The organism is Embleya sp. NPDC005971 (assembly GCF_040629175.1).
Classification (GTDB): domain Bacteria; phylum Actinomycetota; class Actinomycetes; order Streptomycetales; family Streptomycetaceae; genus Embleya.
This window is the reverse complement of the sequence record NZ_JBEXUX010000016.1, coordinates 109,440-122,378: the sequence shown is the minus strand read 5'-3', so window position 1 is coordinate 122,378 and position 12,939 is coordinate 109,440. Positions and strand designations below refer to the sequence as shown.

Below are 12,939 nucleotides of genomic sequence, written 5' to 3'. Positions count from 1 at the left end.
CGGGCCCAGGTCGTCCCGGTTCCGATGCGGTCCTGACCGCGACCTGACAGGTTCCTGACATCCGGGCGGCAACATCACGGCCATGCCTCGAATGCATCCGTTCCTCCCGTCCGCCCGCCGCAGCCGTTCGGCCGGCCTGTCCGGCGTCGCGCTGGCCGCTCTGCTCGTGCTGACGGCATGCGGCGCCGACGACTCCGGGAAGTCCTCGTCCCAGGTCGCCTCGCTGCCCACGGCCGACGCGGCGGCCAAGGACCGGCCGGCCGCGCCCGGTACGCCCGGCGGCCGGGCCGCCGCGCCGCCCGCCACGAAAGCCGACGCGTCCCAGCCGTCGACCGCCGGCCGACCGAAGCGCCGGCTGGACATGTCGGAGGAGGAGGAGAAGCGCATGTGGAACACCTACGAGGCGTGTCTGGTCGACAAGGGCGTGGACATCCGGCAGACCGGCTCGGTGGAGGGCGAGATCGCGCGCACCAAGAGGTTCGCGCGCGAGTTCAAGGAGTGCGAGATCAAGTTGCCGGAGATGGTCCCGGAGATGGACCCCAAGCAGAACCCGAAGTACGACGACGACATGCGCGAGTGGGTCAAGTGCATGAACGCGAGGGGTCTGAAGGTCAAGGTCGTCTCCGACGGATGGACCTACACGGGCGATTCCACGTTGAGCTTCGAGCAGCAGCGCAAGGTCGAACGGGACTGCAAGATGGAGGCGTTCGGTGGCAAGCGCTGACCGGGACGGCGCCGGCACCGTCGAATTGCGCGAGCCGCGGCGCGCGCGGGGGCGGGGGCGGCGGATCGTCCCGGTCGTCGTCGTGGTGCTGGTCCTGGGCGCGGGCGCCGCGTTCGCCGTCACCGCTCGCGGCGGCGGATCGTCGGATGCCGCGAAGCAGTCGGCGGGCGTCGCGACGGCCGCGGTGACCAGGACCGACCTGTCGGATGCCCGCGATCTGCCGGGCACGCTGGGCTTCGGGACCGAACAGCCGCTCAAGGCCGGCCGCAAGGGCATCGTGACGTGGCTGCCCAAGAGCGGGGAAACGATCACCCGCGGCAAGGCGCTGTATCGCCTCGACGATCGACCGGTCTCACTCTTCTACGGGGCGACCCCGATGTTCCGCGTGCTGGGCAGGGCGGCCGGGGACACGGCGAGTGGCGGCACGGACGGCAAGTCGGATGCCGGGAAGTCGGATGCCGGGAAGGCCGATACCGGGCAGACGGACCCCAAGCAGTCCGATCCCAAGCAGTCCGCCTCCGGACAGGGCGGCGCCAAGCAGGACACCGGCAGGACGGACACCGGCAAGAAGGACGTCGCCAAGCCCCCGCAGGGCCGCGACGTGCGGATGGTCGCGGACAACCTCAAGGCTCTCGGCTACGACGTCGGCAGCCAACCCGCCGGCCTGCCGGCGGGCGAGGCGACCTGGACGCCCGCGCTGTCCGCGGCGGTCAAGAAGTGGCAGAAGGCACTCGGGGCCGCGCAGACCGGGGTCCTGGAGGTCGGCGATGTCACCGTGCTGTCCGGCGAGATCCGGGTGGGCGCGCTGTCCGCCGGGCTCGGTGACGACCCGTCCGGCGCGCCGGTGATGACCGTAACGCCGACCGCCAAGGCGGTCGGTGTGCCCGTTGCCGCCACCGACATCGGCTCGATCGCGGTGGACACCTCGGTGACGGTCGTACTCCCGGACAACACCGAGGCCGCCGGCACCGTGTCCGCGATCGGCCGCAGCACCGAGCGCAAGGACGCCGTCGAGGGCGCGACGGATGTCGGCGGGGCGAAGATGATGGTGACCGTCACCCTCGACGATTCCGCCGCGGTGAAGAACCTCGACGCCGCCGCCGTCCGGGTGCGCTTCGTCTCCGAGACCCGCAAGGGTGTCCTGACGGTGCCGATCGGCGCGTTGCTCGCCCTGCGCGAGGGCGGGTACGCCGTACAACTGCCCGCCGGCCGGCTGATCGCGGTCAGGACCGGCCTGTTCGTCAAGGGCATGGTCGAGGTCGAGGGCAGCGGCCTGGAGCCCGGCACGCGGGTGGTGACCACGTCGTGAGCCCCGTCCTGGAGGTCGTGCACGCGAGCAAGGCGTATCCGGGCGGCGTCAAGGCCCTGGACGACGTATCGCTCGCCATCGCCGCCGGCGAACTCGTGGGCATCGTCGGCCCGTCCGGCTCGGGCAAGTCCACCCTGCTCAACCTGATGGGCACGTTGGACACCCCGACCGGGGGCACGGTGTCGATCCTGGGTCACGACGTCGGCGCGCTGTCGGATCGCCGGCTCTCCGCACTGCGCGGACGCCTGCTCGGCTTCGTGTTCCAACAGTTCCACCTCACCGACGGCCTCACCGCCGCGGAGAACGTGGCAACCGGGCTGCTGTACGGGGGAGTTCCGCGTCGCCGTCGGCTGCCGCTCGCGATGGAGGCACTCGGCCGGGTCGGACTGGCCGGCCGGGCCGGACATCGGCCCCACGAACTCTCCGGCGGCGAGCGCCAACGCGTCGCGATCGCACGGGCGTTGGTCAACGCACCCGCCCTGGTCCTGGCCGACGAGCCGACCGGCGCCCTGGACACGGCCAACGGGCAGGCGGTGCTGGAGTTGTTGCATCGATTGAACGACGAGGGAGCCACCATCGCGATCATCACGCACGACCGGGACATCGCCGCGGGGCTGCCGCGCCGAGTGGAGATCCGCGACGGCCGCCTGGTCGCCGACAGCGGGCGCCCGGCGACCGAAGTGCCGCAGGAGCGGGGGACGTCCGCGGGATTCGCGGCGTACGAGGGGGCCGACTACGCGGCCGCCACGACACCCGTGCCGGTCGCGGGTCTCGGCGGTTGCCCGTGAGCCGCCGGGCCCGCTCGGCGCGGGCCGCCGACGCGAGCGACCCGACCCGACCCGTGCGGCTGGCTCCGGCCGACATCCTGTGGCTCGGCCTGCTCGGCATCCGCACACGCAGGATGCGCGCGGCGCTGTCCGCCCTGGGCATCTCGATCGGCATCGCGACGATGATCATCGTGATCGGGATCCCGGCGTCGAGCCAGAAGGCGTTGATGAACGAACTCGCCGCGCTGGGCACGGACACCCTGCGCGCCGAACCGCAACCGGACCAGAAGCCCCCGGTGCTGCTGCCCGAGGCCGCCGACGCGATGGCCGCCCGGATCGGCCCGGTCACCCTTACCAGCGCGGTCGCGAACACCCATGCGTTGGTGCGCCGTTCGGACCGGGTCGACCCGAACGACAGCTCGGGTCTCGCGGTGTTGGCGAGCCGACCCAATCTCCTGGACGCCATCCACGGCAAGGTGCGGTCCGGGCGCTTCCTCGACGCGGTCACCGAACGTTTCCCGACCGTCGTACTCGGCCACGAGGCCGGTCTCCGGCTCGGCTTCGACACGTTGACGCCGGGTCAGGCGCCACCCCAGGTGATCATCGGCAACCGCTGGTTCACCGTCGTCGGCGTGCTCGCACCCGCCCCGCTGGCCCCCGACATCGATCGTGCGGTCCTGGTCGGCTGGGAATCCGCGCGCACGAACCTGGGCTTCGACGGCCATCCCACCGTCGTCTACGTACGCACCGCCGAATCGGCCGTCGAGTCGGTCCGCGCGGTGCTGGCGCAGACCGTCCACCCCGCGCTGCCCGGTCTGGTCCAGGTCAGCCGCCCGTCCGACGTGCTGGCCGCCAAGCGCGCGACCGAGGACACCTTCTCCGCGCTGTTCCTGGGGCTGGCCGGCGTCGCCCTGCTGGTCGGTGGCATCGGAGTGGCCAACACGATGTTCATCTCGGTCCTGGAACGCCGAAAGGAGATCGGCCTGCGCCGCGCCCTGGGCGCCAATCGTGGCCAGATCCGCGGCCAGTTCCTCACCGAGTCCATCGCCCTGTCCACCCTCGGCGGCCTGGCCGGCACCGCCCTGGGCGTGGCCGCGACCCTCGGCTACGCCTGGTTCCGACACTGGCCCGCGGTGGTCTCGCCGGCCTCCGTCGTCGCGGGCTTCGGCGGCGCGATCCTGGTGGGCATGGTCGCCGGTGTGCACCCCTCGATCCGCGCGTCCCGGCTGACCCCGACGCAGGCGCTGGCCGGCACCTGAGCGGCCGCACCCGGCAGCCGGGACCGTGCCCCGCCTTCGGAAGTCGGGCGCGGCCCCGGCCGATCGGCGAGGCCGGCGCCCTCACGGGGTGACCGGCACGCCCGGATCGACCAGGCCGTTGCCTCCCGTGACCGCGTTGTCGGCGGTGACCGTGATCGGGCAACCGGCGCCGTACGCCGGGGCGTGGATCGCGAGCCGGTCGAGGCCGGTCGCACCGGTCAGGTCGGCGTGGTTCGCGTGGAAGACGGTGCCACAACCCCAGCCCGGGGCCTGGGTGTGCACCTCGAAGCCGTTGTTGGTGGTGTTTCGGCCGGTGTTGTGCTCGATCAGGTAGCCGTTGCCCTTCACGTCGACCCACGAGTCGTCGTAGTTGTTGCCGGTCAGGCCGGTGCCGTCGAACGTGTTGTCGGCGACCCGGCCGCCGGTGGTGCCCTCCTTCAGGTCCACCCCCTCGCCGCGCACCCCGGGGCCGATCACGTTGCGCAGGATCTGTACCCGGTCGCTGTGGTCGGAAAGATTGTTGGCGGTGCCGACGTACACCCCCTCGCCCATCCCGCGGTTGTCCCGGCCGGTGTCCAGGATGCGCGAGTCGACGATCGCGCCGTCGCTGCTGGAGTTGCGGAAGTGCACGCCCTCCATCGTGAGTTCGTGCACCGTGACGGAGTCGACCAGCACCCCGCGGGCGGCGTCGATCATGATGCCCTTCTGGGCGTGGGTGAGGGTGATGCCGCGCACGGTCCAGTAGGAGGCGCCGTTGAGGTACAGCGCGTTGCCGCCGCCGGTGTTGGTGCGCAGCACCGCGTTCGCCGAGCCGGTCAGGGTGATCCGGGCATCGGCGCGACCGGCCCGTGTCGTTTGGAAGTTGCCCGTGTAGGTGCCGTCGGCGAGGCGAATGGTGTCGCCGGGGACGGCCGCGCCCAGTGCGGCCTTGAGTTGCGCCGACGTGGAGACGAGCACGACCGACGCGGACGCGGGTGAGGGGCCTGCCTCGGCTCGGGCGAACGGGGCGCAGGCGAGCGCGGCGGCCACGGTGGTCACCAGGGCGAGTGACAGGGTGCGGATGCGCATGGGAGAGCCTTCCGTCGACGCGGGGTCGGGACGGGCACGTGGCATCCAGCCTGCGGCATGGGGGCACAAAGGTCTAGACCAACAATCTCCCTATCCGTCACCTGTGCCCGCCGGTTCGACGCCGCACCGGATTCCGCTGCGGGCGGACAAGGGGGAAAGCGGGAGGGGGGCGGCCTACCATGAGGCATGGCCGAGACCGCCCCACCGCTTTCGCCCCGTACCGACGACGACCGGCACGCCGCGCCGACCTCCGCGTCCGCACCGGCCCCGGCGCCCGTGCCCGCAGTGGCGCCGACCCCCGTACCGACCCGCGATCCCGCGCTCGCGCCCGGATCGCGCCGGTCGACCGCGCCGAGTCGATCGGCCGCACCGAGCCGGTCGGCCGCGCCGAGTCGCGAGCCGTTGTGGCGGGATCTGCTCGGCGAGAGCCTGCGCTCGCTTCGCCACGCCCGCGGCGAGACGCTCGTCGAGACGGCGGGCCGCGCCGGCGTTTCGCCGCAATACCTCTCCGAGGTGGAGCGCGGTATCAAGGAACCGTCGAGCGAGATGATCGCGGCGATGGCCGGCGCCCTCGGCGTCACCCTGGTCGATCTGACCCTCGCGGTCAGCGAGAACCTGAAGAGCCGCCGCCCGGAGGCTCGTTCGACTGCGGTCGGCCGCACCGTGTTCGCCCTGGCGGCCTGACCGCCCGATCGCAGGCGGTGGTGGCGCGCCGATCCGGGCGCGTCACCGCTCTTCGAGCACGACGTCGACGAGTCCGTACTCCTGCGCCCCCGTCGCGGTGAAGACCCGGTCGTGATCGGTGTCCGCCCGCAGGGTGGTCGTGCTCTGGCCGGTGTGCCGGGAGAGGATCCGTTCGATGTCCGAGCGCACCCGCACCACCTCGTCCGCCTGCAGGATCAGGTCCGGGATGGTGCCGCGTCCCTGCGCGGCGGGCTGGTGCAGCACGACCCGGGCGTGGGGCAGCGCGGCGCGCTTGCCGGGGGCGCCCGCGGCGAGCAGCACGGCCCCCACCGCGACGGCCTGCCCGACACACGTGGTGGCGATCTCCGAACGCACGTAGCGCATCGTGTCGTACACCGCCAGCATGGCGCTGGGGTCGCCGCCCTCGCAGTTGATGTAGAACTGGATCTCCTGCTCGTGGTTGTCCGCCTCCAGGAACAACAACTGGGCCACGAGCGCGTTGGCGACACCCGCGTCGATGGCCGTGCCCAGGTAGACGACGCGCTCCGCGAGCAGGTGCGAATACACGTCCATGATGCGTTCGCCGCGGGAGTCGCGGGTGATGACGTTCGGAATGGCGTAGGTACTCATCACAGGGCTCCCCGGAATCCGGCACTCTTGGCGGTTCGGCGAGCACCGCGCGGGGCGATCTCGTCGAACTCCTGGACGATCGCATCGATGAAGCCGTAGTCGAGGGCCTCCTGCGCGGTGTACCAGCGGTCGTGCAGGGAGTCCTCGAAGATGCGTTCGATGGGTTGGCCGGTGTCCTCCGCGATCAGACCGAGCACCGTGTCCCGGGTGTGCCGAAGGTCGTTGGCCTGCAACTCGATGTCGACGGCGGTCCCGCCAATGCCGGCCGAGCCCTGGTGCATGAGCACTCGCGAGTGCGGCAGCGCCCGGCGCTTTCCCGGTGCGCCCGAGGAGAGCAGGAACTGGCCCGCGCTGTAGGCGATGCCGAAGACGAGGGTGGACACGTCGCACGGGACGAGCCGCATGACGTCGCGGATCGCGAGCATCGCGGGCACCGAACCGCCGGGCGAGTGGATCCACAACGCGATGTCCGCGGCGGGGTCCTCGGTCGCCAGGGCGAGCAGTTGGGTGGTGAGCATCGTGCCGTTGTCGTCGTCCAACGGACCGTCGAGGAGCAGAACGCGCTGCCCGTACAGCTCGCGCCGCATGTGTTCCTGGAACAGCGGGGGTTTCGTGTCATCGCTCATGGTGCAACCTTGCGCCGCCGGGCCCGACGACACCCAGCGGATCTGCCCAGAGCGGATCCGCTGTGGGCAGATCCGCTGTGGGCGGATTCGCGTGTGCGGATCAGCGTGCGTCGGACGGGGCGGACCGGCGGCGCCGCAGGTGGTGTCTGCGGCTCGGGACGACGTCCGGGTGCCGTTCGGGGACCGGAGGCCGGCCGCCGAGGGGTTCGCCGACCGGGCCACGACCCGGACCCGGACCCGCCACCGACGTCGGGACGTCGACCAGGGTTTGCGGGGCGAGCCACGGGAGCGCCGTCGGGGGCGGGACGCACGCGGCGAGCACCGCGACGATCGCGCGGCACGCGCGCGGGAACGCGCCACCGCGCCGGGCGAGTCGGTCGGTGAGGCGACGGGCGAGCGCGCCGGTCGACCCGGCGGCGGCCACGGACACCGCGTACAGGGGGAGAGCGGCGACGACCCCGTCGAGGTCGAACTCGGCCTGCGCCAACCGGGCCAGGCCGATGTAGCCGAACGCGTGGAGGGCGCCCGACCATTGCGATCCGCGGGCGGCCAACGGCGGCTGCTCGTCGACCGGTTGCGGCTGCCCGCCGGGGGCGTGCGCCACCTGGGGGACGCTCGGGTCGGCGGCGGGGGAAATCTCGGGCATGTCGCTCCAAGGGGGCGTCGGGTCGTGCCGAGGATTGGCTTGCGATCCCCATCGTGGGCGGCGTCGCGCTCGCCCGACAAGGTCGTCCCGCTGCCCGGGCGAAGTCGTTCATGCAGGTCAGGACGGGTCCGATGCGAACCGGTAACAGGCTGGGCACGCATACCGACAGGTGCGATGCGCAGCGCGAACAGCGCTGTTAGCGTTTCGGAATGAACCCCGGAGAGCGCACCGCCGTCGAGGGTGTCGACCGTGACGCCCTCAGGCCCGGCGACGAACGTATTCGGCACCGCGTCGACGACATCGACGACGTGGGGCAGTTGATGCGCTACGCGCTCGCCGCCCAGTTGGCCCGCCTGGAGCGGTACGGGATTTCACAGAACGCCGTGGCGCGTGGAACGGGCAGCGCGCCGGCGAAGATCACCGGCAGCCTGCGCGGCCCGACCACGAACGCGGTGTCCCCGAGCCGGGCGACGAGTCGCGAACCGGTGGCGCTGACCGGCGATTGGCTGCGCAACCTGGACCGGACCCTGGTCGCACTGGCCCCCGACACCGAATCTCTGGGCGGCCTGAACTCGCTCGGCATCCGGCTGCGCGGACTCGCCCGCAACGACAACCTGCCAGCACACCTGCCGGCCGGGTGGACGTGGGAGATCCTGCAGGACGACGCGGACACCGAATTCGCCGTGCTGGTCCAGGCGTCGGCCCTGCTGTCCCTGTTCATGCCGGTCGAGCACGCCAGACGTTCGTCCTCGGAGTTGCGGCAGAAGTACAAGAAGAAGATCCATGCGATCGCCGAACGACTCGCGTTGATCGGCGGCGCCCCGCCCACACCACGCAACATCGACGCACTGGTATTGCTGGGCAGCCTCACCAAGTACGCCTACGACGCCGATCTCGGCGACCTGATCGGCGACGCCCTGCGCACCTCGCCGCTGGGCTTTCGACACTGGCGGGTGCTCACCCAACTGGTCCACCTGTGCGAGGACAACCTCAGCTCCAGCTCGCATCTCAAGGGGTGGGTGATCCGGTTGCTGACCGACGCCGAGGAACTGCGGCGCCGGAGCGTGTGCCCGGGACGTTCGCTGGACCTGGAACTGGCCGTGGTGATTCCCCGATCGTGGTCACCGCCCGAGGACGACTGGGTGCGCGAGCTGCTGATCGCGCGCGCGACCGACCCGGGGTCGACGATCAGGGAACGCGGAACCGCCGCACTGGGACTGTGGCAACGCACGCTCGTGCAGAACCCGTTACACCGCAGCGACGACGCGCAGGCGCGTTGTGTGGGTGCGGTCGAGAGCGAACTGCGGGAGTTGGTGCGGTGGTTCCGGGCACAGGCGGCGGGTGCGCGAATGGCGGGGGGCCTGCGCTGGACGGCGGCCACCCTCGAAGCCGTCCTCGACGCCGGCACGCCGGTCTGCAACACGTGGCCGACCCCCGACCCCGAGGACGAATCCTGGTTCGCCGTCGTGCGGGCCGCCGCCGATTCGCTGGACTCGCAGGAGATCCCCGAGCGCATTCGGCAACCCACCAAGGCCCTGTTCCTGCACCTGCTCCTGCAAAACGCCGTGGTGCAACGGCGGCGGGCCGTCGACACGCTGCTGTCGGGCGGGTGGACCGGCGCGATCGTGCACGCGCTGGAACATGTGCTCGAACACGAGAAGGAACAGTCCTGGTTGCGGGTACGGGCGCTGTTCGCCATCGGCTTCCTCCAGCGCCGGGACAACACCGTGGCGCGGATCCTGGTCCAGGCGGGCAAGGAGGCGTACGCCGCACTGGCGGCCGGACCGACGGACGCCCGGATCACCGAGCTGCACGCCGTGCTGTTCGCCATCGGCGACTGTTTCGGCGCCGGCTTCGGTGCCCGGGATCGCGGCAACCTCAAAACCGTCCGCACCGGAACGGCCGTGATCCTGCGCGAACTTGCCATCGGCGACCTGACCAGGGGCGACGAGCGGTACTACCCGGTGTCGCGCGCACTGGCCTATCTGCTGACCTTCACCGCCCAGGATCGCCGGGCCGGGCGAACGGACGCGTCCGAGGAACTCCTGGAGGCCATGCGCGACCACCCGGACGAGGTGACCCGCGAGTTCTGCGAGTGGGCCCTGCAATACCGGTTCGGCCCGGACGGCCGGGTGCGCTCGCTGCTGCACGCGGCCGACACCGACACCTGACGCCGCGCCCGACGACGGCGCGCCGACTCGCAGACCCGTGGACTCGCCGACGTTCGGCCGCCGATCGTGGCCGGCGTCGGGGCCATACGGGTGGACCTGCCGGGCGGTGTTCGTGCGGTGTGCGGCCGGGACCGGGGCGACGGGTGATCTTGGTCGGACCGGATCCCCCACTCTCGGAAGAGACATCCCGCCATGCGTCGTGCCCCTGCGTGTCGCCTCGCCACCGTCCTGTTCGTCCTCTCCGCCCTGGTCCCGTTCACCCTGACCGTGCCCTCGGCCCAGGCCGGCCCGCCGACCACCGCCGTGATCACCGCCGATCCGCCCGACGACTGCCCACCCGACGGCCTGGACCCCGCGCTGGTGGCCCGCCTCGACGAGGCGATCGAGAAGACCCGCCAGGTGGCCGGCGTTCCCGGGGTGACCGTCGGCCTGTGGCTGCCCGGTCGGGGCAGTTACGTGCGATCGACCGGGGTGGCCGACAAGGCGACCGGCGCGCCGATGACGCCCGATCTCAACATGCGGATCGGCAGCGAGACCAAGACCTTCACCGTCACCGCCCTGCTGGAACTGGTCGACGACGGCCTGATCGGGCTGGACGACCCGATCTCCGCCTACCTCGACGGTGTTCCCGACGGCGAGCACATCACCATCCGGCAACTGGCGGAGATGCGCAGCGGTCTGTTCTCGTACACCGCCGACCCGGACTTCGTGAACGCGCTGCTGTCCGACCCGACCCGCCCGTTCACCCCCGAGGAACTGTTGGCCTACGGCTTTCGGCACCCGAACGTCTTCGCCCCGGGTACGCGGTTCCAGTACTCCAACACCAACACCGTGCTGCTCGGTCTGGTCGTGGAGAAGCTCGGCCGCATGCCGCTCGCCGACTTCGTCCACAAGCGCGTCACCGGGCCGGCCCGCCTGCACCACACGCTGTTCCCCAGGGGCGCCGAGTTCCCCGAGCCGCACGCGCACGGGTACACGGACCAGACGTTGAGCGGCGACGTCGCCGACGCGACCGACTGGAACCCGAGCTGGGGCTGGGCGGCCGGCGCGATGATCTCCGACCTGCACGACCTGCGCCGCTGGGCCAAGGTGGTCGCCACCGGCACCCTGCTCTCGCCGGCCACCCAGGCGGAACGGGAGAAGTTCGTGCCGGTCCCCGGCTTCGACGGCGCCGGGTACGGCCTGGGTCTGTTCCGCACCCACGGTTGGGTCGGGCACAACGGGTCGTTGCCGGGCTATGAGAGTGTGACGATGTACCTGCCCGAGCAGGACGCCACGATGGTGATCCTGCTCAACACCGACATCCTGCACGAGGGCAACGAGCCGAGCACGCTGTTCGCCGAGGCGATCACCTCGATCGTGACCCCGGACAACGTCTACCAGCTCCCGGCCGAGGGCTGACCGGACGCCCCCTGCGGCGTCGGGCGGCGGCGAGCCGTGAGCCGTCGACGGGCGGGACGGCGCCGCGGTGCGGGCGGGGGTGGTTGCGGGCGGATGCGCCGCTCACCACCGACCGCCCGCACCGCGGCGATCGGGGCGGGACTAGCCGCCGGCGCGGGGGCGGGCCACCGCGTCGGTGCCGTCCAGGAGCAACTTGCTGCGTTCGACGGCCTGTTGCTCGGCGGTGAGGTCGAGTCCCCGGGTGGTCAGCCAGTAGGCCGCGCCGGAGACCACGAGCCCGACGACGAAGGCGATGTCGGCGCCGTCGAGGGTGTCGACCATCGGCCCGGTGTAGAAGCCGGTGACCATGAACGGCACCAGGGCCGCGACGCCCAGCGCGTAGGAGAGCAGGCCGCGCCATCCCCAGCGCCCGTAGATGCTGTTCGGGCTGAAGATCTCGGTGATGGCGTAGTGGCCCCGGCGGACGAAGTAGTAGTCGATCAGATTGACCGCCGTCCACGGCGCCAGCACGTAGAGGATCAGCGTGATGAAGTCGTTGAAGCTGCCCAGGTATCTCGACGGCAGGCCCTCGGCCACGGCCAGGGCGACCGCCGCGCCGGCCACGATGCCGGTGACGCGGGTGCGTAGGGTCAGGGTGATCGGACGGAACGCCTGGACGATGCTCAGGCCGGAGAGCATCGCGCCGTAGAGGTTGACGCCCATCACCGCGATCGCGCTCGGGACCAGGACGGCGACCACGGCGGTCTTGCCGAAGCCGTCGAACAGGGTGTCGCCGATGTCCTGGAGGTTGACCAGCGCGTCGGGCACCGGTACCGAACCGGCGATGAAGTTGCCGAGCACCATCAGCCAGATCGCCGACAGCGCGGCCCCGGCATACGTCCAACCGATGACGCCGCGTTCGGAGGTGTCCGCGGGCAGATATCTGGAGTAGTCCGAGACGTACACCGCGTAGCCGAGCTGGTAGCCGGCCGCCGCGACGAACTGGGCCAGTGCCGCCGCAGGGGTGAAGGCGGCGGAGTGCTCGACCGGGTGCGGCTCCAGGTGGATCAGCGCCAGCACGGTGAGGATCGCGAACATCGGCACGACCAGGTACGGCAGCAGGCGCAGGACGGTGTGCAGCAGGTCGTAGCCGACGATCGCCACGCCGGTCGCGAGCAGCACGATCACGACGGCCCACACCGTCGAGGAGCCGGGCAGTACCGATTCGAGCACCTGGGAGGCCAGGAGCACGCCGAACGCGCTGAAGCCGATGTAGACGCAGATCACCGCGAGCATCGGGACGAGTGCGCCGCGGGTGCCGAACTGGGCGCGGGACTGGATCATCTGCGGCAGGCCCATGGTGGGCCCCTGATTCGCGTGGAAGGCCATGAAGCAGGTGCCGAACAGGATGCCCAGCACGGTGGCCACGATCGACCAGCCGATCGACAGGCCCAGCACCGGGCCCGCGAAGCCGACGACCATCGTGGTGGGGACGAACTGTCCGGTGAACCAGAACGGCGCCTGATGCCAGGCGCGGCCGTGCCGCTCGGACTGGGGGACGTAGTCGATGGAGCGGGTTTCCAGCACCGGACCGCGGGCGTTCTCGGCCCCTGTTGCCTGCCTGCCGGTCACCGCACCTGCGTGGTCAACCATGTGCCCTCCTTCATCTGGGGCA

12 protein-coding genes are annotated in these 12,939 nt (G+C 71.4%); 7 read left to right on the top strand and 5 right to left on the bottom strand.

The genetic code is table 11. From position 1 onward, the window contains the following. Positions 1-82 precede the first annotated feature (82 nt). The 4 genes from ABZ374_RS16790 to ABZ374_RS16775 are packed head-to-tail and all read left to right on the top strand — an operon-like array spanning position 83 to position 4,059. Positions 83-724, top strand: coding sequence for a hypothetical protein (locus ABZ374_RS16790; RefSeq protein ID WP_360311530.1), 642 nt, complete (start codon positions 83-85; stop codon positions 722-724). Then, a complete protein-coding gene (locus tag ABZ374_RS16785; RefSeq protein ID WP_360311528.1) occupies positions 711-2,033 on the top strand; it encodes a hypothetical protein in 1,323 nt (440 codons plus the stop codon). The genes ABZ374_RS16790 and ABZ374_RS16785 overlap by 14 nt, the downstream gene beginning before the upstream one ends. Further along, positions 2,030-2,821: an ABC transporter ATP-binding protein gene (locus tag ABZ374_RS16780; protein WP_360311526.1), complete on the top strand. Its 792-nt coding sequence runs from the start codon at positions 2,030-2,032 to the stop codon at positions 2,819-2,821. The genes ABZ374_RS16785 and ABZ374_RS16780 overlap by 4 nt, the downstream gene beginning before the upstream one ends. Next, entirely contained in the window at positions 2,818-4,059 is a 1,242-nt protein-coding gene (locus ABZ374_RS16775) for an ABC transporter permease (protein ID WP_360311524.1), read from the top strand. Before ABZ374_RS16780 ends, ABZ374_RS16775 begins: the two co-directional genes overlap by 4 nt. A gap of 81 nt (positions 4,060-4,140) precedes the next feature. Here ABZ374_RS16775 and ABZ374_RS16770 read toward each other — a convergent pair whose 3' ends face one another. Further along, positions 4,141-5,127, bottom strand: a complete 987-nt coding sequence (locus tag ABZ374_RS16770; RefSeq protein ID WP_360311522.1) for a right-handed parallel beta-helix repeat-containing protein — start codon at positions 5,125-5,127, stop codon at positions 4,141-4,143. A gap of 186 nt (positions 5,128-5,313) precedes the next feature. On the opposite strand from ABZ374_RS16770, the gene ABZ374_RS16765 reads away from it, so the two are divergent. Further along, complete coding sequence (locus tag ABZ374_RS16765) at positions 5,314-5,811, top strand: helix-turn-helix transcriptional regulator (protein ID WP_360311520.1); 498 nt, start codon at positions 5,314-5,316, stop codon at positions 5,809-5,811. A 42-nt stretch (positions 5,812-5,853) separates the two neighbouring features. On the opposite strand, the gene ABZ374_RS16760 is transcribed toward ABZ374_RS16765, so the two are convergent. The 3 genes from ABZ374_RS16760 to ABZ374_RS16750 form a co-directional block, all read right to left on the bottom strand. Further along, a complete protein-coding gene (locus ABZ374_RS16760) occupies positions 5,854-6,441 on the bottom strand; it encodes an ATP-dependent Clp protease proteolytic subunit (protein ID WP_360311518.1) in 588 nt (195 codons plus the stop codon). Then, complete coding sequence (locus tag ABZ374_RS16755; RefSeq protein ID WP_360311516.1) at positions 6,441-7,067, bottom strand: ATP-dependent Clp protease proteolytic subunit; 627 nt, start codon at positions 7,065-7,067, stop codon at positions 6,441-6,443. Before ABZ374_RS16755 ends, ABZ374_RS16760 begins: the two co-directional genes overlap by 1 nt. A 100-nt stretch (positions 7,068-7,167) precedes the next feature. Continuing rightward, positions 7,168-7,713, bottom strand: a complete 546-nt coding sequence (locus tag ABZ374_RS16750; protein WP_360311514.1) for a hypothetical protein — start codon at positions 7,711-7,713, stop codon at positions 7,168-7,170. A gap of 209 nt (positions 7,714-7,922) precedes the next feature. On the opposite strand from ABZ374_RS16750, the gene ABZ374_RS16745 reads away from it, so the two are divergent. Continuing rightward, positions 7,923-9,884 carry a hypothetical protein gene (locus ABZ374_RS16745; RefSeq protein WP_360311512.1) on the top strand — a complete coding sequence of 654 codons (1,962 nt, stop codon included), beginning with the start codon at positions 7,923-7,925 and terminating at the stop codon, positions 9,882-9,884. 192 nt (positions 9,885-10,076) lie between these two features. Then, positions 10,077-11,285: a serine hydrolase domain-containing protein gene (locus ABZ374_RS16740; protein ID WP_360311510.1), complete on the top strand. Its 1,209-nt coding sequence runs from the start codon at positions 10,077-10,079 to the stop codon at positions 11,283-11,285. Between the two features lie 141 nt (positions 11,286-11,426). Here ABZ374_RS16740 and ABZ374_RS16735 read toward each other — a convergent pair whose 3' ends face one another. Further along, complete coding sequence (locus ABZ374_RS16735) at positions 11,427-12,917, bottom strand: cytosine permease (protein WP_360311508.1); 1,491 nt, start codon at positions 12,915-12,917, stop codon at positions 11,427-11,429. Positions 12,918-12,939: the final 22 nt, after the last annotated feature.